This is a genomic window from Actinomycetospora endophytica, from assembly GCF_021026375.1.
GTDB lineage: Bacteria > Actinomycetota > Actinomycetes > Mycobacteriales > Pseudonocardiaceae > Actinomycetospora > Actinomycetospora endophytica.
Genome location: NZ_JAJNDB010000004.1, coordinates 1 through 21,544, shown reverse-complemented (window position 1 = coordinate 21,544; position 21,544 = coordinate 1). Strand labels below are relative to the sequence as shown.

Here is a 21,544-nt window from a genome sequence, read left to right as displayed (position 1 = left end):
TCCTCTCGACCGAGCTCGGTTTTACCGATCGCTCGCTAAAGTACGCCCGACGAGCGCCAAGGCGTAGGCCGTGTAGCGCTCGGCGATCCGCTCCGGGCTCTCGGGCCCGTCGGGCCGGTACCAGTCCGCCACTCCTCGGCACATGTCGAGCACCGCCCGGGCCGCGGCCGCCGGGTCGTCCACCGTGAAGCAACCCTCCCGCTGCCCGCGGGCGAGCGGGATCGTCACGTGCTCCTGCAGCTCGTCACGGCGGGCGACGTGCGCGGAGCGCGCCGGCTCGTCGAGCGAGATGACGTCGCGCGAGGCGAGCAGGCGCAGCTTCTGGCAGTGGGTCATGAACAGCACCGCGTTCTCGACCTGTACCCGGAACTGCGCGACCGGGTCGTCGTCCGCGTCGTGCGCCGCCGCCGTGCTGCGACCGAGCAGCTCGTCGAGGGAGCGCGCGAGCAGTGCGGCGAGCATCTCCTGCTTGCCCGGGTAGTGGTAGTAGAGCCCCGGCACCGACATCGACGCGCGCGCGGCGATGATCCGCACCGTCGTCCCGTGGTACCCGAACTCGACGAACGCGTCGAGAGCGGCCGTGAGGACCGGCGACAGCACGACGTCGTCGTAGGTGCGCCAGTCGCCGTGCTCGGTCTCCATCGCGTGCCTCCCTCGGACGGGCACCGGCGGGTCACCTTAGCGAGCGCTCGCTCGAAACCGCGGTGAACGCGGGACGAGACGCTGCACCCGTACCTCTCTCCAGGCCGCGCGGTGATCAACAGACCTGCACGGCGGCGCACGGCCGCGGCGACAGCCACCCAGGCCCGCTGATCTTGCCCGGACCAGCCACCGACCGGCCGGCCGGTGATCACCGGCGGCCTAGAACGTCACCGCACCCCGGATGTCCGTCCCCGGGTACGCATCAGACCTTCATCAGCTCGGCGAGCCGGGCCCGCGCCGCACCGGGCGGGCCGCTCAGCAGCTCGTCGGACTTCGCGCGCTTGTAGAACAGGTGCGCATCGTGCTCCCAGGTGTAGCCGATGCCGCCGTGGTACTGGACCATCGAGTTCGTCACGGCGAACGCGGCCGGCCCGACGAAGACCCGCGCGACGGCGGCCGGGAGGGGCAGCGCGTCCGGGTCGTGGTCGGCGGCCCACGCGGCCGCGCGCACCGCCGAGACCGCCTGCTCGGTGGACGCGTACATGTCGGCGCAGCCGTGCTTGACCGCTTGGTAGGACCCGATCACGCGGCCGAACTGCACCCGGTCGGAGACGTAGGCGACGGTGCGGTCCACCGCGGCCCCCATCACGCCGGTCTGCTCGGCCGCGATCGCCACCGTGGCCAGGTCCCGCACCCGCTGGAGCGCGTCGGAATCCAGGCTCCCGAGTCGGGTCGCGGCGGCGCCGTCGAGGTCGACACGAGCATGACGCCGGGTCGGGTCGAGCGACCGCAACGGGGTGCGCACGACGCCGGGTCCGGTCGCGTCGAGGTGGTGGACCACGCCGTCGACGACGACGAGCAGGTCGTCGGCGTCGGTGGCGTCGACGACCGGACCGGCCGAACCGCGGAGCCCTCCACCCGACACCGAGACGTCTCCCGCCGGACCGAGCACCCCGGCCACGGCGGCCATCCGCTCCCCCGAGCCCAGCGCCCCGAGCAGCCCGGAGCGGTCGTCGAGACCCACCAGCAGGTCCGTCGCGAGCACCGCCGAACCGAGGAACGGCGACGGGAGCAGCGCGCGCCCGAGCTCCTCGGCGAGGATCGCGCGCTCGACGTGGCCGGCCCCGGCACCGCCGAGCTCCTCGGGCACGGCGAGCCCGAGGACGCCGAGCTCGGTGCCGAGCCGGCGCCAGAGGTCGCGGTCGTAGCCGGCGCCGTCGTCGACGGTCGCGCGGACCGCCCTCGGCGCCTGCTTGTCGAGCAGCGCACGAACGGCCGACCGCAGTTCGTCCTGCTCAGACGTGGGAACCAGCTGCACGGTCCACCTCCCCGGTGGGGGCGTCACGGAACGGACGATCACGGTCGGCGGCGGGCTCGCGCGGCAGGCCGAGCACGCGCTCGCCGATGATCGAGCGCTGGATCTCGTTGGTGCCACCGGCGATCGAGGCCGCCGGGGCCGAGGCGATGCCGAGCGCGAGATCGTCGCCCGGACCCTCGCCGTCGTCGGACACCTCCCAGGCGACGGCGTCCGCGCCGGCGACGTGCCCCGCGACCTCGACCCCGCGATGGGCCAGCAGGGCGCCCGCGAGCTTGCCGACCGATCCCCGCGCGCCGACCGGGACGCCCGCCGCGGTCTCCTGGCGCATCCGGTCGGTGAAGAGCTCCAGCACGCGCTCGTGGGCGTAGAGGTCGGCGAGCCGGTCGCGCACCAGCGGGTCGCCGGCCACGTCGCGGCGTTGGGCGAGCTCGGTCAGCGCCGCCGAGGTGACCCCGCGGCCCCGTCGCTGGCGCATCCCGCTGATCGAGACGCGCTCGTGGCCCAGCATCGTCGTGGCCGCGCGCCACCCGCCGTCGACCTCGCCGAGCACGCCGTCGGCCGGGACGCGGGCCTCGTCGAGGTAGACCTCGTTGAACGGGGCGTGCCCGGTCATGTCGACCAGCGGCCGCACGGTGACCCCGGGCTGGCGCATGTCGAGCACGAACATGGTGATCCCGCCGTGCTTGGGCTTGTCCGGGTCGGTGCGGGCGAGCACCGCGGCGACGTCGGCCCACTGCGCGTTGGAGGTCCAGACCTTCTGCCCCGAGAGCACCCAGCTGCCGTCGGGCTCGCGCACCGCGCGGGTGCGCAGGCTCGCGACGTCGGACCCGGCGCCCGGCTCGGAGAACAGCTGGCACCAGATCTCCTCGCCGCGCAGCAGCGGCGGCAGGTAGCGGCGCTTCTGCTCGGGCGTGCCGAGGTCGACCAGGGTCGGGCCGGTCATGCCCATGCCGATCATGAACGGGCGGGTCGGCAGGTCGGCCGCGGCCGACTCCTCGGCGAACGCCTGCGCCTCGACCGCCCCGAGTCCCTGCCCGCCCCACTCCTTCGGCCAGGTCAGGCCCGCGTACCCGGCGTCGTGCAACTGCGCCTGGTAGCGCTGCGCCGCGGCGACGTCGGTGTGGGCCTCGGGCGGCGGCGGATGCTCGGCGAGCCAGGTCCGCAGTCGTTCCCGCCAGTTCTCCTCCGCCACGGGCGCTCCCTCGCGTCGTCACTGAACGATCGATAAGTTACCGGTATGTCGCGCGGTCGTGGTGGCACCAGGAGCCCGAGCAACGCGGCGATCGCGCGGCGGACCGTGGAGGACCGGTCATGAGCGATCGCGTGAACGTCGAGATCAGCGGCGGCGTGGCCGAGGTCCGGCTCTCGCGCCCGGAGAAGCGCAACGCGCTCGATCCCGCGATGTTCGGGGCGATCATCGAGGCGGGCACGGCGCTGCGCGACGACCGGTCAGTACGGGCCGTGGTGCTCTCCGCCGAGGGCCCGGACTTCTGTGCCGGGCTCGACCGCTCCTCGTTCCGCGACCTCGCGCGGGGCGACCGACCGAGCGCGACGGTGGATCTCCCGCCGTCCGACGGTCCCGCGAAGGCGACCGGGCAGCGAGCGGTGCACGTCTGGCGGGAGCTCGAGGTCCCGGTGATCGCGGCGGTGCAGGGGCACGCGCTCGGCGGGGGGCTCCAACTGACCCTCGGCGCCGACATCCGCCTCGTCGCCCCGGACGCGCGGCTCGCCGTCCTGGAGATCCTCTGGGGTCTCGTGCCCGACATGACCGGGACCCAGGTACTGCCCGAGCTCGTCGGCCGGGACGTGGCGACGGAGCTGACGCTGACCGGGCGGGTCGTGAGCGGCACCGAGGCGGTCACGCTCGGCCTGGCGACCCGGACCGCCGAGGACCCGCGGGCGGAGGCGTTGTCGCTGGCCCGCCAGATCGCGACGCGGAACCCGGAGGCGGTCCGCTGGGCGGTGCGGCTGCTCGGCGTCGCGGGTCGGGTCGACGCCGCCGCGGGGTTCGCGGCCGAGCAGGACGCGATGGCCGAGCTGATCGGGAGCCCGAACCAGGCCGAGGCGGTCGCGGCGCGGTTCGAGGGTCGGGAGCCGGCCTTCGGCATGTGAACGAATATGGTCGCCTGGACGACCAGATTCGTTCACATGCGGCGGAGCCGCCTCTGTGTCAACGCCCTTGTGGAACGACGATCAGTCTGGTGTCGTCGGGCCGTGGCGCTGAGGCCGGATCTGCTGGGCGCGCGGGCCGAACCCGTCGAGTTCTTTTGGGGCCCCGACGACGTCATGCTCTACGCGCTCGCGGTGGGCGCCGGCCAGGCCGACCCGCTCGCCGACCTCGAGTTCACCACCGAGAACCTCGAGGGCAGCGACGGACCGCGGGTCCTGCCGGGCTTCGCCAACATCGTCACGCGCGGGGCCCGGGTCGACGCGGGTGGTGACGATCCCCGGGTCCTGCACGCCGAGCAGGCGTTCCGGGTGCACGCGGCGTTGCCGTCGTCGGGCCGGGCGCGCGTGACGGGGTCCGTGGTCGGGGTCGAGGACAAGCGCAGCGGCGTGCTGGTGCGCACCCGCGCCGAGGCGGTGGACGCGGGCACCGGCGCGCTGCTGGCCGAGACGCTGCAGACGGTCATGATCCGCGGAGAGACGGCCGGCTCGTCCCGCACGAGGGGAACCCTCGGCAGCCAAGAGCGACCGGATCCTCCCCTCGCACCCGCCGTCGTGACCCCGCCCGGACCGATCCCCGAGCGCGAGCCGGACCGCCGCGTCGTGATGCCGGTCCGCTCCGACCAGGCGTTGCTCTTCCGGCTCACCGGCGACCGGAACCCGCTGCACACCGATCCGGCCTTCGCCCGGCGCGCCGGCTTCGAGCGCCCGATCCTGCACGGCATGTGCACCTACGGGTTCGCCGCCCGGACGCTGGGCACGATCGCCGGCGACCCGGGGAAGCTCGTCGCGATGCACGCCCGTTTCACCCGGCCGGTGCTGCCGGGTGACGAGCTCGAGGTCGCGGTGTGGGACGGCGAGGGCGGCACGCACTTCCGCACCACGCGCGACGACGAACCGGTCCTGGACCAGGGCTGGGCGGAGTTCGGCTGACGCCTCGTGCGTGCGTTTCCGTGCCTGGGCACGGAAACGCACGCACGAGGGGCGGAGCCCCGCACTACGCCGTCCGCAGCACCGCCCATCCACGGGTGGCAGTCCGGCCCCGAACCGTCCACAGGCCGGGCCCGCGGATTTCGCCAGGCGGGCCGGTGTCCCCGACCGTCCTGACCATGAGAGACGACTCGGCCATCCAGGCCCTTCGCGACGCCCAGGACGACCACATCACGCGCTCGCAGGTCATCGCCTGCGTGAGGAACAGACGAATGGATCGAGGCCCAGCTCGCCGCAGGACGCTGGGTACGCGTCGGCCGCAAGGTGTTCCGGACGACGACGGGCGCGCCGACCAGGCGCCAGCGCGAGCGGGCGGCGCTCCTGTGTGCGGGGCCCGAAGTGGCTCTGAGCCATCGCAGCGCAGCGGCCAGGTTCGGTCTACGGGATCGCGACGACGGCGTCGTCCACGTGACGGTGCCCTACGGCCATTCCGCCGACCCCCACCCCGGCGTGGTCATCCACCGGAGCCGCGCGTTCCGGCACATCGTGATCGACCGGGAGGACATGCCGACGGTCTCGGCCGCGGACACCTGTTCCGACCTCGCCGTCCTGGAACCGGACGCCAGAGCCGGGATGCGGACGCTGCTGCACGCCGCCCTCGGCATGAAAGTGCCGGCGACGGCGCTCCTCGCCGCCCTCGAGCGGCGACGCCCGCGTCGCTACGCCACCGCACTCCGCCACGCCGCCGCGAAACTCGCGGATGGTGTGGGGTCCGCGCTGGAAGCGACCTATCTCGTGAACGTCGAGGAGGCCCACGGCCTACCGGTCGCGGAACGTCAGGCGCCCGTCGTCGTCGAGGGGGTCGAGCGCTACGAGGACTGTCGCTACCACGTGCCCGACGGTGAGCTGATCGTCCGGTTGGACGGCTGGCGGTGGCACTCCGACCGCCGCGTCGGGGTCATCGACCGCGCCCGGGACAACGCCGCGGAACTGGCCGGCCGGGCGCGGCTCACGTTCGGCTGGGAGGAGGTCGCCGGCGACCCCTGCGCCGTGAGCGCGGTCGTCGCCGCCCGGCTGCGGCAACTCGGGTGGGCCGGACCGGGCGGTTCGGCTCTGTGCGGATGCCTTGGCGCGTAGCGCCTGTGCGTGCGTTTCCGTGCCCTGACACGGAAACGCACGCACATGACGTCAGTCGAACTTGAGCTCGGTGTTCCGGGTCCGCTTGAGCTCGTAGAAGTACTCGTAGCCCGCGAGCAGCTTCGCGCCGTCGAAGATCGTGCCGGCCTGCTCGCCGCGCGGGATGCGGGTCATGACGGGGCCGAAGTAGGCCGAGCCGTCGACGTGGATCGTCGGGGTGCCGACGTCCATGCCCACCGGGTCCATGCCCTCGTGGTGAGACTTCTTCAGCGCGTCGTCGTAGTCGGTCGACGTCGCGGCCTTCGCCAGGTCCGCCTCGAGGCCGACCTCGTCGAGGGACTTCGCGATGACGTCGTCGAAGTCCTTGTTCTGCTCGTTGTGAATCTTGGTGCCCATGGCGGTGTAGAGCGGCGCGAGGATCTCGTCGCCGTGCTTCTGCGCCGCGGCGATGCACACCCGGACTGGCTTCCAGCCCTCGTCCATCATCGACTGGTACTTCTCGTCGAGCTCACGGCCGGAGTTGAGCACCGAGAGGCTCATCACGTGCCAGTGCACGTCGATCGAGCGGACCTGCTCGACCTCGAGGATCCACCGTGAGGTGATCCAGGCGAAGGGACACAGCGGGTCGAACCAGAAGTCGACGCGGGTCTTCTCTGCGGCAGCGGTCATGACACCAGGCTTCCCTCGGGCAACGGGTCTGTACCCGAGCGAACGGTGGAAGCGGCAAGTGTGTTCCCGCTCGCCCGGGGCGAGCGGAGCGACGGGGCATCGACGCGGGGGCGTGTGGCACGGCCGCGTGGATAGGGTGAGCCGCGTGGCTGCTCCGAACCTCACCCGGGCCGACGCACGCACGCGCGCCGAGATGCTCGACGTCGACTCCTACACGGTCTCGCTGGACCTGACCGACGGGGCCGCGGGCCCCGGGGAGACGACCTTCCGCTCGACGACGACGGCGCGGTTCCGCTGCGGTTCGCCGGGCGCGGCGAGCTGGATCGACATCGTCGCGGCGGGTGTCCGCAGCGCCACCCTCAACGGGGTCGCGCTCGACGTCTCCGGCTACGACGAGGAGAAGGGCATCGCGCTGCCCGACCTCGCCGCCGAGAACGAGCTGATCGTCGACGCCGACTGCCGGTACATGAACACCGGCGAGGGCCTGCACCGGTTCGTCGACCCGGTCGACGGCGGCGTCTACCTCTACAGCCAGTTCGAGACCGCGGACGCCAAGCGGATGTTCGCCTGCTTCGACCAGCCCGACCTCAAGGCCACGATCAGCCTCACCGCGCTCGCGGCGCCGAGCTGGGAAGTGATCTCGAACGGCGCGAAGTCCACGACGACGACGATCGAGTCGGGCGCCGTGCACCACGCCTTCGAGACCACGGTCCGCATCTCGACCTACCTCGTCGCGCTGATCGCCGGGCCCTACGCGAAGTGGACCGACACCTACTCCGACGACCACGGCACGATCCCGCTGGGCATCTACTGCCGCGCGAGCCTCGCCGACCACATGGACGCCGAGCGGCTGTTCACCGAGACCAAGCAGGGCTTCGGCTTCTACCACCGCAACTTCGGGGTGCCCTACCCCTTCACCAAGTACGACCAGCTCTTCGTGCCGGAGTTCAACGCCGGCGCGATGGAGAACGTCGGCGCGGTGACCTTCCTCGAGGACTACGTCTTCCGCAGCCGCGTCACGCGCTACCTCTACGAGCGCCGCGCCGAGACGATCCTGCACGAGATGGCGCACATGTGGTTCGGCGACCTCGTGACGATGCGCTGGTGGGACGACCTGTGGCTCAACGAGTCGTTCGCGACCTGGGCCAGCGTCGTGAGCCAGTCCGAGGCCACCGAGTACCGCAACGCGTGGACCACGTTCGCGAACGTCGAGAAGTCCTGGGCGTACCGGCAGGACCAGCTGCCCTCGACCCACCCGATCGCCGCGGACATCCCCGACCTGCAGGCGGTCGAGGTCAACTTCGACGGCATCACCTACGCCAAGGGCGCGTCGGTGCTCAAGCAGCTCGTCGCCTACGTCGGGCAGGACGAGTTCCTCTCCGGGCTGCGGCTCTACTTCTCACGGCACGCCTACGGCAACGCCACGTTCGACGACCTGCTCGGCGCGCTGACCGAGGCCTCCGGCCGTGACCTGTCCGGCTGGAGCGCGCAGTGGCTGCGCACGACGGGGCTGAACTCGCTGAGCCCGTCGTTCGCGGTCGGGTCCGACGGCCGGTACGAGCGCTTCGAGGTCACCCAGGGCGGTGCGCGGCCGGGCGCGGGCGAGACCCGCACGCACCGCATCGCCGTCGGGATCTACGACGAGGACTCCCACGGCAAGCTCGTCCGCCGGCACCGCACCGAGCTCGACGTGACCGGCGACCGCACCGAGGTCCCGGAGCTGGTCGGCGTCGCGGCGGGCGCGCTCGTGCTGGTCAACGACGACGACCTCACCTACTGCACGATGCGCCTCGACGAGCGCTCGCTGACGACGCTGATCGACCGCATCGGCGACGTCGCCGACCCGCTGCCGCGCACGCTGTGCTGGTCGGCGGCGTGGGAGATGACCCGCGAGGCCGAGCTCAAGGCCCGCGACTTCGTCACGCTGGTCCTCAACGGGCTGCCCGCCGAGACCGAGGTCGGCGTCGTGCAGCGGCTGCTGCTGCAGGCCCAGACCGCGCTCGCCTCCTACGCCGACCCGACGTGGGCCGTGGAGCAGGGCTGGCCGTCGTTCGTCGCGACGCTGCTGGACCTCGCCCGCCGCGCGGAGCCCGGCTCGGACCACCAGCTCGCGCTGGTGAACGCCCTCGCCGGCTCGGTGCTGACCCGGGAGGCCCTCGAGGCGATCGCCGGGTGGCGGGAGGGGACCACGCCGCTCGAAGGCCTCACCGTCGACACCGACCTGCGCTGGCGGCTGCTGCACGCCCTCGTCGCGCACGGAGCCGCGGGCGCCGGGGAGATCGAGGCCGAGCTGGCGCGGGACAACACCGCGACCGGGCTCCGGATGGCGGAGCGGGCGCGGGCACTGGTCCCGACCCCGGAGGCGAAGGCCACCGCGTGGGAGCGGGCCGTCTACGACGACTCGCTGCCCAACGCGATCAACATGGCGATCATCATGGGCTTCTCGCACCCCTCCCAGGGCGCGCTGCTCACGCCCTACACCGAGAAGTACTTCGCGTCGGTGGACGAGGTGTGGGGCCGGCGCTCCTCGGAGCAGGCCCAGCCCATGGTGCAGGGCCTGTTCCCGTCGTGGGCGGTGGAGCCGGCGACGGTCGAGGCGGCCGACCGCTGGCTGGCCGACGAGCACCCGGCGTCGTTGCGGCGGCTGGTCTCCGAGGGCCGCGCCGGGATCGTCCGGGCGCTCGCGGCGCGCGACTTCGACCGCATGTGAGTGGATTTGGTCGTCCAGACGACCAAATCCATTCACATGCGCGGAGCGCTCCCCGCGTGGTCGCCCAGCACGCGCAGACCCTCGACGATGCCGCCGACCAGATCCGACTCGGTGAACCGCGAGACCATCTGACCGACGGCGATCTTGGCGCCCTGGTCGTCGACCCGGCGCACCGACTCCTCCCCGGTCACCACCTCGACGACCCGCTCGCCGGGCGACACCGCGATGAGCACGGCCTCGGCCGCCTCGTCCCCGAGCGTCGCGTGCAGCTCCTCGGCGCGCTCCCGGGAGCGTCCGCCGAGCTCGCCCACCCACAGCGTGAACAGCAGGCCCGTCTCGGCCGAGGTCCGCGTGAGCGCCTCGTCGATGCGGGAGAGCTGCGACGGCGAGAACGGCACCCGCTTGTCCTCGGCGAGGACCTCCGTCGCCTCCGAGACACGCCCCGACGCCGTCGGGACGCGCGCGTGCCCGGAGACCGGCTCCTCCGCCAGTCCCGCACTGGTCACCGCCGGGGTCTCGCCGGGGCCGGCCTGCGGCCGGGCCAGGTCACCAGGTGCCACGTGCGCCTCCTCGGGCGGTCCGGGTCGTCGGGCGGCCGACGGCGTCGACGGTCGGCTCGGGCAGGCCGGTCCCCTTGGGGTTGCCGATCCACCACAGCGGCTCGTGCGGCCAGTCGTCCCCGACGCGGTAGCGCGCCGCCTTGCCGCCCGGCTTCCGCACCGCGGTGAGCGCGAACAGCAGCAGCAGGACGACGATCGGGATCACCACGTAGATCAGGATCGTCTCGATCGGTCTCACGGGGCGAACCGTAGTGGAAAGCGGCTGCTACGTCGTGTCGTAGAGGCGTCCGTCGTCGGAACCGGTCACCACACGGGCGGCCGACGGTGTGCCCACGGCCGCGCCGCCTCCAGCTCCGCACCCAGCGCGACCAGCAGATCCTCCTCGCCGCGGCGCCCCCGCAGCGTCACGCCCACGGGCAACGTCGTGCCGCCGAGGACCGGCCACCCCGTCGGCAGCCCGATCGCCGGTTCGCCGGTCATGTTCGCGATCGCCGTCCACGGGGTGAAGGCGACCTGCCGCGCGAAGTCGGTCTCCGGGCCGTCGGCGGAGAACCAGCCCACGGGCCGCGGCGGCAGCGCCACCGACGGGGTGAGGACCGCGTCGAGATGGGCCCGCGCGGCCACGATCCGCCGCGTCTCGACCTGCACGGTGTGCAGCGCGCCGAGCGCGGTCATCGGGCCGACCTCCCGGCCCCGGGCGCGCAGCAGCCGCGTCAGGGGCTGGAGGCGCTCCTCGTCGTCGGGGGCGGCCGGGTCGGCGAGCGCGAGCACCGCCCACAGCGTCACGAAGGCCGCGACCGCCTCGTCCGAGAGGCGCAGGTCGACCGGCTCGACGACGTGCCCGAGCGAGGCCAGCACCGCGGCGGTGTCCTCCGCGGCCGCGGCACAGACCGGGTCGACGACGGCGGGGCCGGCCGCCGGACCGACCAGCGCCGACAGGTCCCCGTAGGGCGGCGCCGTCGAGAGCCCGATCCGGCGGCGCGGACCCGGCCCGCCGCGCGCGACCCCCAGGTATCCCCCGCCCGGCGGCGGCGCCGGCACGAACGGCTCGCCCGGCCAGCTCCGGCCGCCGCACAACGCGTCCAGCAGGGCCGCCGCGTCGGCGACGGTGCGCGCGAGCGGCCCCGGCACCGACAGCCCCGCCGGATCCCCGCCCGCGGGCCCGGCCGGGATCCGCCCCCGGGTCGTCTTGATCCCCACCAGCCCGCACACCGACGCCGGGATGCGGATCGAGCCGCCCCCGTCGGAGCCCTGCGCGACCGGCAGCACGCCGCCCGCCACCGCGGCCGCCGCACCCCCGGAGGACCCGCCGGCCGACCGGGACACGTCCCACGGCGTGACGGCGGGCGGCGCCCCCGCCGGCTCGGTGTAGCAGGGCAGCCCGAACTCGGGGACGGCCGTCTTCCCGATGCTCACCGTGCCGGCCGCGCGCAGCAGGCCCACCAGGTCGTCGTCGTGCTCGGGCACCCAGCCGCGGGTCACGACGGACCCGCGCCCGGTCGGCACCCCCGCCGTCATCGTGAGGTCCTTGATCGCCGTGGGGACCCCCACGAGCGGCCCGGACACCTCACCGCGCGCGACGGCCCCGTCGAGCGCCGCCGCGGCGTCCCGCGCGACGTCGGGCGTGAGCACGGCGAACGCGCCGAGCCTCGCCCCGAGGGTCTCGGCCCGGGTCAGGGCGTGGTCGACGACGTCGAGGACGCGGACGTCCCCCCGACGGATCGCCTCGGCGGTCTCGAGCGCGGTCAGCTCGTGCAGGTCGCTCACGTCGCGCGATCATGCCCCCGCGACGGTGTCCGGGCAGCGGCGCCCGGACGACCGGTCCGTGAAGGCGGGCGGATCAGGCCGCGGTCTCCCCCAGGTAGGGCAGCCACTGCGGGTCGGCGTCGACGAGCCCGGCCAGGAGGCGCCAGTGCCGCCCGCGCGGCGCCGTCGGCATCGTGCGCAACGGCCAGCCCAGCTCGGCGAGCAGCTTGTCCGCCTTCTTGTGGTTGCACCGGGCGCAGCACGCGACGCAGTTCTCCCAGGTGTGCGTGCCCCCGCGGCTGCGGGGCACCACGTGGTCGATGGTCTCGGCCTTGCCCGAGCAGTACGCGCAGCGGAAGCGGTCGCGGTGCATGAGCGCGGCCCGGGTGAGCGGCACGCGGGCCCGGTAGGGCACCCGCACGTACACCCGGAGGCGGATCACGGAGGGGACCTCGACGGAGCCGGCGGCGGAGTGCAGCACCAGCCCGGAGGGGTCGCCGTGGACGACGTCGGCCTTGCCGCAGACGAGCAGGACGATCGCGCGGCGCAACGGGAGAGCGGTGAGGGGCTCGTAGGTGGCGTTGAGGAGCAGCACGCGGCGTCGGCCCCAGGCGGGCGCGGCCGGCTCGGGTCGGACGGTGACCGTGACGTCGTCGTCGCCCGCGTCGGAGGGGGCGGGCGGATCGAGGGGGACGGGAGCGGGGGTGGCGATCGGGATCGCCTCGACCGGACCGGCGGTGGGCTCAGGACCCCCGCCCGCGTCGACCCCGCGTATCAGCGGCGTCACGGTCCTGGGTTGTCGTTCGGGCACACGACCACCTCCCACCGAGAGTGACCACAGTCGACCACATCCGGGCCCGTTGTGCACCTGTGATAAAGCACCGTTCACCTCGGCGTTCCCGGCCGTGGCGTCGCGGTGGTACGGGGGAGCCTCCGCACCGGCCGCGAGGGGCTCTCCGTATCGTGCGCGGGCGTGCTGCCCGCCGCCGGCATGGACGTCGCCGCCCAGGTCCCGCTGCCCACGCCGCCCCCCACCCCCACGACGACGCCGCCCGTCGTCGAGACCACGACGACGGTGCTGCCCGGGGTCCCGGTGGACGCGCCGTCCTGCGCGAACGACGCCGGGTCGCTGTGCGCCCGCGTCTTCCAGTACACCCACGCGAGCTGGCTGTCGCGGTCGGCGGACTCGATCGTCTCCCACAGCGTGACCGTCGCGATCATCGTCGTGGTGGCGGTCCTGCTGCGCTACGCGCTGCACCGCGGCATCAAGCGCCTGACGGCGGGTGCGCACGCCGGCCGCGTGCCCAAGATCCTGCGCCCGCTGCGCGACCGGGCGGCGGCGAGCCTGCGCGAGGCCGCCCCGCAGATCGTGGAGCGCCGGACGCAGCGCGCCCAGACGATCGGGTCGGTGCTGCGCTCGTTCACGACGATGCTGATCTACGGCATCGCGTTCGTCCTGGTCCTCGGCGAGTTCGGGGTGAACCTGGCGCCGATCATCGCGTCGGCCGGGGTCGTCGGCGTCGCCATCGGCTTCGGCGCCCAGAACCTCGTCCGGGACTTCCTCTCCGGGATCTTCATGATGCTCGAGGACCAGTACGGGGTCGGTGACGTCGTCGATCTCGGCGAGGCCAGCGGCACCGTCGAGGCCGTCGGTCTCCGCGTGACGACGCTGCGGGACATCGCCGGGACCGTCTGGTACGTCCGCAACGGCGAGGTGCTGCGGGTCGGGAACTCCAGCCAGGGCTACTCGGTGGCCGTCGTCGACATCCCGGTCGGGCACTCGGCCGACGTGGAGCACACCCAGGAGCTCGCCCAGGCCGCCGCCGCCCAGGAGTGCACCCAGCCCCGGGTCGCCGCCAAGGTCCTCGGCCCGCCCGACATGCTCGGCGTCCAGTCGGTGACCGCGGAGGGCATCCTGCTGCGGCTCACGGTGCGCACCCGGCCGGGCGAGCAGTGGGCGGTCCAGCGGGCCGTGGCCGGGGCGGTGAAGACCGCCCTCGACGTGGCGGGGGTCCCGGCACCGACCGCGTTCGGCTCCGCGACGCCGGCGGCCGGGCGGTGAGTCCGGCGGGCGCCCCGGACACGGTGCGCGGCGATTTGAGACGGTGGTGGGCGTGAGCAGTCCCCAGACCTTCTACGACGCGGTCGGCGGCCACGAGACGTTCCGCCAGATCGTGCACCGGTTCTACGAGCAGGTCGCCGAGGACCCCGTCCTGCGCCCGCTCTACCCCGAGGAGGACCTCGGACCGGCGGAGGACCGGCTGCGGATGTTCCTCGAGCAGTACTGGGGTGGGCCGCAGACCTACTCGCAGCAGCGCGGGCACCCCCGGCTGCGGATGCGTCACGCCCCCTTCCCCATCGGCCCGCTCGAGCGCGACGCGTGGCTGCGCTGCATGCGCGTGGCCGTCGACGAGGCCGCGCTCGACCCCGAGCGGCATCGCCAGATCTGGGAGTACATGGAGATGGCCGCGATGAGCATGATGAACAAGGCGTTCTGACGTCTGGGATGGTGGCGGCCATGGCAGAGAATCCGCTGCAGAACGTCACCTTCGGAAGCAACGGGGGCACCGCCCACGGCTATCTCGCCCTGCCCGAGTCGGGCGCCGGCCCCGGCGTCGTCGTCATCCAGGAGTGGTGGGGCCTGACGTCGCACATCGCCGACGTCACGAACCGGCTCGCGGCGGAGGGCTTCGTCGCGCTCGCCCCGGACCTCTACGGCGGCACCACCACCCACGACGCCGACGAGGCGGGGCGGTTGATGCAGCAGCTCCCGGTGCAGCAGGCGGCCACCGACCTCGGTGGCGCCGTGGACTTCCTGCTCGGCCACGACGCCGTCGTCGGGCGCAAGGTCGGCACGGTCGGGTTCTGCATGGGCGGCGGCTTCGTCATGGTGCTCGCCGCGCAGCAGGGCGACAAGATCGGCGCCGCGGTGCCGTTCTACGGCGTGCTCGGCGAGGACTACCCGAGCTTCGCGAACCTCTCCGCCCCGATGCTCGGCCACTTCGGCGAGCAGGACTCGATGGCGCCGCCGGAGGCGGTGAAGGCCCTCGCCGACCGGATCGAGTCCGAGTCCGGACGCCGCCCCGACTTCCGGCTCTACCCCGCCGGGCACGCGTTCTTCAACGACGAGAACCACATGGGCACCTACGACCCGGCGCAGGCCACCATCGCCTGGGACGAGACGCTCAACTTCCTGCGCGCGAATTTGCGCTGACGCGCATGTGCGTGCGTTTCCGTGTCTGGACACGGAAACGCACGCACATGGCCGTCAGGCCCACGGCAGCTGGGCGCGACGGCGGCGCACCACGGCGCCGCCGCGCGTGTCCAGCCGCAGCCACCCGCCGTCCGTCGCGACCCGCACCGTCCCGCCCGTCTCCCCCGACCCGACGAAGCCCATCCCGGAGAGCGCGAACACGCAGCGCATCGGGACGCGGACCTCGGTGCCGGAGCCGTCGCCGGTCACGGTGAGCACGACCTGGTCGAGCAGCGCCGCCGACGGCCGACCGCTCGGATCCCCCGCCCGCGCCGCGGCGACCCCGCGTTCGGCGAGCCCGTCGATCTCGGCAGCCGGGACCTCCCCGACGACCTCCCACCGGTGATCGGGGCGCACCGGGGGCAGCGGGCCGCGCCAGCGGTCGTCCACCGGGGTGCCCGGCTCCACCGACTCGGCGCCGCTGACAGCGAGGGCGGCGAGCAGGTCGGAGCCCACGACGGTGACGTCGTCGGGCACCACGCCGCCGGGCGCGGTGCGGGTGACGAGCGCGTCGAACGGCGTCGGCGCCCAGGCCTGCACCGCGTCCGGCTCCCCGTCGGACCCCGGACGGGCCCGCAGCCGCACCACGACCGCGCCGTCGAGCCGCACCGCGCGCCCGACGAACTCGGCGAGGTCGTCGCGCTGCGCCCGGTCCGGCACCGTCAGCCGGCCCGGGGTGCGCAGACCCGGGAGCGCGGCGCCGTTCGGGCCGCTCACGGGACCGTGTAGCGGTCCAGGAAGGACCGCTCCTCGTCGGTGAGACGCCGGGGACGCTCCGCGGCGAGGTCGTACGGCACGAGCTGGGTGTCGGCGACGACGGCGGGCTTCGCGGCGTCCCAGGAGTCCCCGTCGGGCAGCAGCAGCTGGTAACCGACCGTGAACGACGCCGCCCGCAGCTGCTCGCACCACATCCGGGCCCGGACCCCGCGCGGGTGCCACGGGATCGGACGCCGGTAGGCGACCTGCACCTTCGCCACCAGCAGGCCCGCCTCGAACGCCGAGACGCCGTGCTGGACGGCGGCGTCGAAGAGCAGCGACGCCCGGGCGTCCTCGAGCAGGGTGACGACCTTGGCGTGGTTGACGTGCCGGTACGGGTCCTGGTCGGACCAGCGCAGGGGGACGTCGACGTCGTAGGTCACGGGCCTCCTATCGGACCATGCTGCGGATCTGGCGGGCGGCGACCGACACCGTCGCGAGGTCGCTGCGCCCGGACCGGGCGATCTCACCGAGCGAGGTCCGGGCGCGCATGAGCCGGGAGGCGTTGGCCTGCTCCCAGTGCTCGATCTTCTCGTCCGCGGTCTCGGTGTCGTCGGTGTCGGCGAGGACGTCGAGGGTGACGGCCCGCAGCGACGAGTACAGCTCGTCGCGCAGCGAGAGCCGGGCGAGCGCGTCCCACCGGTCGGCGCGCGAGAGCCCGGCGACCGCGGTCAGCAGCCGGTCGAGCCCCAGGTGGTCGGAGAGCGCGTAATAGATCTCGGCGACGGCGAACAGGTCGTCGGGGTCGCCGTCGTGGTCGGCCTCGGCGATCTCGGCGATCTCGGTGACGTCGAGGAGCCCGAAGCTGTAGAGGCCGCCGACGGCGCGGTCCGCGAGCCCCATCGGCGCGCCGAGGTCGACCATCGTCTGCACCCGGTCGGCGAGCCCCTCGGCCTCCACGCCGCGCAGCATCGCCGGCACCTGCGGGTCGAGGGCCGCGACGGCGCTCGAGAACCGCTGCGTCTCCGCGCCGACCGCCAGCGGCTGCGGGCGGTGGATGAGCAGCCACCGCGACGCGCGGTCGAGCAGCCGCCGCGCGGCGAGGGTCAACCGGTCGGCGACCTCCGTCCGGAGGCCTTCGGCGGTGGCCTTCGCGATGTCCGCGGCGAGGGCGTCGAGCCCGAACACCCGGGTGGCCACCTGGTAGGCGCGGACCGCGTCGGACGGGGTCGCGGACACCTCGGCGACGAGCCGGTGCACGTAGGACAGCCCGCCGCCGTCGACGACGTCGTTGGCGAGCATCGTCGTCACGATCCTGCGGCGCAGCGGGTGCGCGGCGACCGCCTCCGAGTAGGTCCCGGACAGCACCGGCGGGAAGTACGACGGGAGCCGGCGGGCGAACACCTCGGCGTCGGGCAGCTCGGTCTGGGCGAGCGACTCGGTGAGGTCCAGCTTCACGTGCGCCATGATCGTGGCGAGCTCCGGACCGGAGAGCCCCTCGCCCGCGGCGCGGCGCACCTCGAAGCCCTCGGTGCCGGGCAGGACGTCGAGCTCCCGGTCGATCTCGCCGCGGGCCTCGAGGTCCCGTACGAGCGCCTCGTGGACGTTGAGCATGTCCGCGGCGTGGGCCCGCGCGACGCCGAGCAGCTCGTTCTGGGCGACGTTGTCGGCGAGCACGAGGGCGGCGACGTCGTCGGTGGTCGCGGCGATCTGCTCGTCACGCCGCTCGGCCGCGAGCTCGCCGCGCTCCACCAGCGAGTCGAGCAGGATCTTGATGTTGACCTCGTGGTCGGAGCAGTCGACGCCCGCCGAGTTGTCGACGGCGTCGGTGTTCACCCGGCCGCCGGCCCGCGCGTACTCGATGCGCCCGCGCTGGGTCAGCCCGAGGTTGCCGCCCTCGCCGACGACCGCGACACGCAGCTCGGCGCCGTCGACGCGCACCGGGTCGTTGCCCTTGTCGCCCGCGTCGGCCTGGGTCTCGTCGGAGGCCTTCACGTAGGTCCCGATGCCGCCGTTCCACAGCAGGTCCACCGGCGCCCGCAGGATGGCGCGGATGAGCTGGGCAGGGTCGAGCCCGACCGGGTCGGGCTCGATGCCGAGCACCGCCGCGACCTGGTCGGTGACCGGGATCCGCTTGAGGGTGCGGGGATGGACGCCGCCGCCCGCGCTGATCAGCGTCTCGTCGTAGTCCGCCCACGACGAGCGCGGCAGCCCGAAGAGCCGCGTGCGCTCGGCGAACGAGGTGGCGGCGTCCGGGTCGGGGTCGAGGAAGACGTGGCGGTGGTCGAAGGCGGCGACGATGCGCAGGTGCTCGGAGAGCAGCATGCCGTTGCCGAACACGTCGCCGGACATGTCGCCGACCCCGACGACGGTGATCTCGTCGGTCGCCACGTCGCGCCCGAGCTCGCGGAAGTGACGCCGCACCGACTCCCACGCGCCGCGCGCGGTGATGCCCATGGCCTTGTGGTCGTAGCCGACCGACCCGCCCGAGGCGAACGCGTCGCCGAGCCAGAAGCCCTTGTCCTTCGCGACGCCGTTGGCGATGTCGGAGAACGTCGCCGTGCCCTTGTCGGCCGCGACGACGAGGTAGGTGTCGTCCTCGTCGTAGCGCACGATCCGGTCGGGGGTCCGCGCCGCCGAGTTCGCGGCGTGCCCCTCGCGGTCGTCGACGAGGTCGAGCATGCCGGAGATGAACATCCGGTAGCAGGCGACGCCCTCGGCGCGCTGGGCGTCCCGGTCGGTGGCGGCGTCCCCGCTCGCGGCCGGCGGGCGCTTGACGACGAACCCGCCCTTCGCGCCCACCGGGACGATGACGGCGTTCTTCACCGCCTGCGCCTTCACCAGCCCGAGGATCTCCGTGCGGTAGTCCTGCAGGCGGTCCGACCAGCGCAGCCCACCGCGGGCGATCGGCCCGAACCGCAGGTGCACCCCCTCGACGCGGTGGGAGTGCACGAAGGTCTCGATCGCCGGCCGCGGCTCGGGCACGCCGGGGACCCGGGCGGGGTCGAGCTTGAACGCCAGGTACTCGCGCGGGGCGCCGTCGGCGTCGCGGAGGAAGAAGGTGGTGCGCAGCGTCGCGCGGACCAGCCCGAGCATCGCCCGGAGGATCCGGTCCGCGTCGAGGCCGGTGACGGCGTCGATCGCCGCCTCGACCTCGCCGTCGAGCTCGGCGACGACGTCGGGACGGCCGTTCGGGTAGCGGGCCGGGTCGGGCACGAGGTCCGGGTCGAACCGGGCCTCGAAGAGCCTGACCAGACCGACCGCGACCTGGGCGTGCGCCCCGACGACGTCGGTGATGTAGCTCTGGCCGTAGGGGCTGCCGATCTGGCGCTGGTAGCGGGCCAGCGCGCGCAGCAGGGCGGTCTCGCGCCACGTCAGGCCCGCGGTGAGGACCAGCGAGTTGAACTCGTCGGTGCCGGCGAGGCCGCGCCACGCGGCGGTGAACGCGTCGGCGAAGCGGTCGCGGAGGTCCTCGGGGTGCGCATCGGTCGCGGTCTGGCCCAGACGCAGGCCGAAGTCGTTGATCCACCCGACGGCCCCGTCGCTGCGCCGGACCTCGTACGGCCGCTCGTCGATGACCTCGATGCCCAGCGAGCGCAGCACCGGCAGGACAGAGGACAGCGTGATGCGGCGGCCCATGAGGAAGAGCTTGAGCCGGGTGTCCTCGGCCCCGTCGTCGAGCGAGGGCTCCGGGGGCCGGTAGAGCCGGACGGCGACGTCGTCGGGGCCGGTCAGGCCGTCGAGGACCAGCAGATCCGCGAGGCCCTGCTCGGGGAGGAAGTCCTCCTGGTAGGCCTGGCTGAACGGTTCGGCGACGCCGAGGGCGGCGAGCGCGCGGCGTTCGGCGGGGCCGGCGGCGGCGCGCAGCCGGTCGGTCCAGGTGCGGGCGGCCTCGGCGAGCTCCGCGGTCAGCGCCGGGATGTCCGGCCGCACCGGCTCGCGCTGACCGGTGTGGACGGTGACGTGCAGCAGCGCGAGCTGGTCCTCGGTGACCCGCGCCGTGTACTCGATGTCGGTGCCCTCGAGCCGGTCCAGCAGCAGCTGCTGCATCCGCAGCCGCGCCGCCGTGGTGTAGCGATCGCGGGGCAGGTAGACCATCGCGGAGAAGTACCGGCCCCACCGGTCGCGGCGCAGGAACAGCCGCACCCGTCGCCGTTCGGCGAGCGCGAGGACGCCGGTGACCGTCTCCAGGAGCGACTCCCGGTCCGTGCACAGCAGCTCGGCCCGCGGGTAGGTCTGGAGCACCTCGAGCATCCGCTGCCCGGACCACGACTCCACGGGGAACTCGGTCTGCCGGATCACGTCCCGCACGCGCCGGGACACGACCGGGATGCGCATGACGTCGGCGCTCCGAGCCGCGACGGTCAGCACGCCGAGGAACCGGTGCTCCCCCACGACGCGGCCGTCCGGCCCGAACACCCGGACCCCGACGTAGAGCGGGTGCACCGGCTCGTGCACGGTCGAGCGGGCGCTCGCCCGGGTCAGGACGAGCAGCGTGGACTGGTCGTTGCCGGTGCGGTCCGGGGCGGAGACCTCGGACAGGGTGTCCGGGTCGAGTGCCTGCCGCTCGGCCAGGTCGGGACCCGCGGTGAGGGCCCGGGCCGCCGGGCTGTCGCGCCGCAGGATGCCCAGACCCGGGGCGTCCTGCTCGTCGTCGCCGTTGATGGTGCCGTACCGGTAGCCGAGGAAGGTGAGGTTGCCGTCGGCGAACCAGTGCAGCAGCGCGACGGTGTCGTCGGTGCGGTGCTCGGGCACCGGGGGCGGCGTGGACTCGAGGTCGTCGGCGACCGCCCGCGCCCGGGCCAGCATGGCCTCGCCGTCGTCGACGACGTCCCGCACGTCCGCCAGCACGGCGGTCAACCGCTCGTGCAGGTCGGTGGCCAGCTCGCGGACCGACTCCGACCCGGCGTCCACCTCGAGCTCGAGGTTCATCCACGACTCGGCGACCGCCCCGGGCGGGAGGTCGGACGGGTCCGCGTCCGGGAGGATCTCCCGGAGTGCGCCGTCCGGCGCGCGCCGGACCACGACGACGGGGTGCACCACGCGGTGCACGACGGTCCCGGTCCGCGAGAGCTCCGCGATGACCGAGTCGATCAGGTAGGGCATGTCGTCGGTGACGACCAGGACGAACACCCGATCCGAATCCGGCGCCGTGAGGCCCGGCAGGGACTCCGCGCCGGCGCCGAGGACCGCGGTCACCGGCTGTCCCGGCACGTGGAGGCGGGCGAGGCTGCGGTGGGCGCGGACGATCGCCAGCGCCTCGGCCGGGTCGTCGACGCGCTCCTCGCGGGGCAGCCGGTCGAAGTAGTGCACCGCGAGCTCGGCCAGCTCGGAATCGTCCTGGTCGCGGGCGGCCCGCCGCAGCGCGTCCGGCCCGGAGCCGATCGGCGCGTCGATGCTCGTCATCGGCTCGCCCCCGTCGGCTTGCGCGAATCCGACGGCGTCACGAGCCACAACATCGGGGACACGGCGGCCACTGTAACGAGCGGCCGAGGACCCACCGGGCTCCACCGACCAGGGGAATCGTCTGCTTCGATTCCGACCCCGGACACACGAATGGCCCCCGGGACCGGGTGGTCTCGGGGGCGTGTGTGGTGGGGGTGGTTGGGTGTTCCGGCGGTGTCCTACTCTCCCACGACCTGGCGGTCGCAGTACCATCGGCGCTGGAGGGCTTAGCTTCCGGGTTCGGGATGGGACCGGGCGTTTCCCCTCCGCTG

18 protein-coding genes and 1 rRNA gene are annotated in these 21,544 nt (G+C 73.7%); 7 read left to right on the top strand and 12 right to left on the bottom strand.

Going from position 1 to position 21,544, the window contains the following annotated elements; all coding sequences use genetic code 11:
• Positions 1-21 precede the first annotated feature (21 nt).
• The 3 genes from LQ327_RS18280 to LQ327_RS34840 form a co-directional block, all read right to left on the bottom strand.
• Positions 22-642 carry a TetR/AcrR family transcriptional regulator gene (locus tag LQ327_RS18280; protein WP_230736324.1) on the bottom strand — a complete coding sequence of 207 codons (621 nt, stop codon included), beginning with the start codon at positions 640-642 and terminating at the stop codon, positions 22-24.
• Positions 643-904: 262 nt separating this feature from the next.
• Positions 905-1,960 carry an acyl-CoA dehydrogenase family protein gene (locus LQ327_RS18275; RefSeq protein WP_230736322.1) on the bottom strand — a complete coding sequence of 352 codons (1,056 nt, stop codon included), beginning with the start codon at positions 1,958-1,960 and terminating at the stop codon, positions 905-907.
• A complete protein-coding gene (locus tag LQ327_RS34840; protein WP_230736320.1) occupies positions 1,938-3,152 on the bottom strand; it encodes an acyl-CoA dehydrogenase family protein in 1,215 nt (404 codons plus the stop codon). The genes LQ327_RS18275 and LQ327_RS34840 overlap by 23 nt, the downstream gene beginning before the upstream one ends.
• Before the next feature lie 119 nt (positions 3,153-3,271).
• Here LQ327_RS34840 and LQ327_RS18265 point away from each other — a divergent pair, with 119 nt between their 5' ends.
• The 3 genes from LQ327_RS18265 (at position 3,272) to LQ327_RS18255 (ending at position 6,193) form a co-directional block, all read left to right on the top strand.
• On the top strand, positions 3,272-4,072 hold the full coding sequence (locus LQ327_RS18265) for a crotonase/enoyl-CoA hydratase family protein (protein ID WP_230736318.1): 801 nt from the start codon (positions 3,272-3,274) through the stop codon (positions 4,070-4,072).
• Positions 4,073-4,174: 102 nt separating this feature from the next.
• The gene (locus tag LQ327_RS18260; protein WP_230736316.1) at positions 4,175-5,059 is read left to right on the top strand and encodes a MaoC/PaaZ C-terminal domain-containing protein; all 885 of its coding nucleotides are present in this window, start codon (positions 4,175-4,177) and stop codon (positions 5,057-5,059) included.
• Between the two features lie 465 nt (positions 5,060-5,524).
• Complete coding sequence (locus LQ327_RS18255; protein ID WP_230736314.1) at positions 5,525-6,193, top strand: hypothetical protein; 669 nt, start codon at positions 5,525-5,527, stop codon at positions 6,191-6,193.
• A 51-nt stretch (positions 6,194-6,244) separates the two neighbouring features.
• Here LQ327_RS18255 and LQ327_RS18250 read toward each other — a convergent pair whose 3' ends face one another.
• Positions 6,245-6,862 (bottom strand): mycothiol-dependent nitroreductase Rv2466c family protein, encoded by a 618-nt coding sequence (locus tag LQ327_RS18250; RefSeq protein WP_230736312.1) that lies wholly within the window; start codon positions 6,860-6,862, stop codon positions 6,245-6,247.
• 145 nt (positions 6,863-7,007) lie between these two features.
• Between LQ327_RS18250 and pepN the strand changes: the two genes are divergently transcribed.
• On the top strand, positions 7,008-9,572 hold the full coding sequence (pepN, locus tag LQ327_RS18245; RefSeq protein WP_230736310.1) for an aminopeptidase N: 2,565 nt from the start codon (positions 7,008-7,010) through the stop codon (positions 9,570-9,572).
• Positions 9,573-9,604: 32 nt separating this feature from the next.
• Here the strand turns inward: pepN and LQ327_RS18240 are convergent, their stop codons facing one another.
• The 4 genes from LQ327_RS18240 to LQ327_RS18225 form a co-directional block, all read right to left on the bottom strand.
• Positions 9,605-10,132: a DUF5130 family protein gene (locus LQ327_RS18240; RefSeq protein WP_230736308.1), complete on the bottom strand. Its 528-nt coding sequence runs from the start codon at positions 10,130-10,132 to the stop codon at positions 9,605-9,607.
• Positions 10,119-10,370 carry an aa3-type cytochrome oxidase subunit CtaJ gene (ctaJ, locus tag LQ327_RS18235; RefSeq protein WP_230736306.1) on the bottom strand — a complete coding sequence of 84 codons (252 nt, stop codon included), beginning with the start codon at positions 10,368-10,370 and terminating at the stop codon, positions 10,119-10,121. Before ctaJ ends, LQ327_RS18240 begins: the two co-directional genes overlap by 14 nt.
• 65 nt (positions 10,371-10,435) lie before the next feature.
• Entirely contained in the window at positions 10,436-11,899 is a 1,464-nt protein-coding gene (locus tag LQ327_RS18230; RefSeq protein WP_230736304.1) for an amidase, read from the bottom strand.
• Between the two features lie 73 nt (positions 11,900-11,972).
• On the bottom strand, positions 11,973-12,689 hold the full coding sequence (locus LQ327_RS18225; protein ID WP_372460699.1) for an HNH endonuclease: 717 nt from the start codon (positions 12,687-12,689) through the stop codon (positions 11,973-11,975).
• A gap of 162 nt (positions 12,690-12,851) precedes the next feature.
• Between LQ327_RS18225 and LQ327_RS18220 the strand changes: the two genes are divergently transcribed.
• The 3 genes from LQ327_RS18220 to LQ327_RS18210 are packed head-to-tail and all read left to right on the top strand — an operon-like array spanning position 12,852 to position 15,092.
• Positions 12,852-13,940, top strand: a complete 1,089-nt coding sequence (locus tag LQ327_RS18220; RefSeq protein WP_372460698.1) for a mechanosensitive ion channel family protein — start codon at positions 12,852-12,854, stop codon at positions 13,938-13,940.
• A 52-nt stretch (positions 13,941-13,992) separates the two neighbouring features.
• On the top strand, positions 13,993-14,376 hold the full coding sequence (locus LQ327_RS18215) for a globin (protein ID WP_230736302.1): 384 nt from the start codon (positions 13,993-13,995) through the stop codon (positions 14,374-14,376).
• A 20-nt stretch (positions 14,377-14,396) separates the two neighbouring features.
• On the top strand, positions 14,397-15,092 hold the full coding sequence (locus tag LQ327_RS18210; protein WP_230736300.1) for a dienelactone hydrolase family protein: 696 nt from the start codon (positions 14,397-14,399) through the stop codon (positions 15,090-15,092).
• A gap of 54 nt (positions 15,093-15,146) precedes the next feature.
• On the opposite strand, the gene LQ327_RS18205 is transcribed toward LQ327_RS18210, so the two are convergent.
• The 4 genes from LQ327_RS18205 to rrf form a co-directional block, all read right to left on the bottom strand.
• Complete coding sequence (locus tag LQ327_RS18205; RefSeq protein ID WP_230736298.1) at positions 15,147-15,848, bottom strand: DUF8185 domain-containing protein; 702 nt, start codon at positions 15,846-15,848, stop codon at positions 15,147-15,149.
• Positions 15,845-16,270, bottom strand: coding sequence for an acyl-CoA thioesterase (locus tag LQ327_RS18200; RefSeq protein ID WP_230736296.1), 426 nt, complete (start codon positions 16,268-16,270; stop codon positions 15,845-15,847). Before LQ327_RS18200 ends, LQ327_RS18205 begins: the two co-directional genes overlap by 4 nt.
• A gap of 7 nt (positions 16,271-16,277) precedes the next feature.
• Positions 16,278-21,233 (bottom strand): NAD-glutamate dehydrogenase, encoded by a 4,956-nt coding sequence (locus tag LQ327_RS18195; protein ID WP_230736294.1) that lies wholly within the window; start codon positions 21,231-21,233, stop codon positions 16,278-16,280.
• A gap of 205 nt (positions 21,234-21,438) precedes the next feature.
• Positions 21,439-21,544 (bottom strand): 5S ribosomal RNA (gene rrf, locus LQ327_RS18190); the annotation flags it as partial.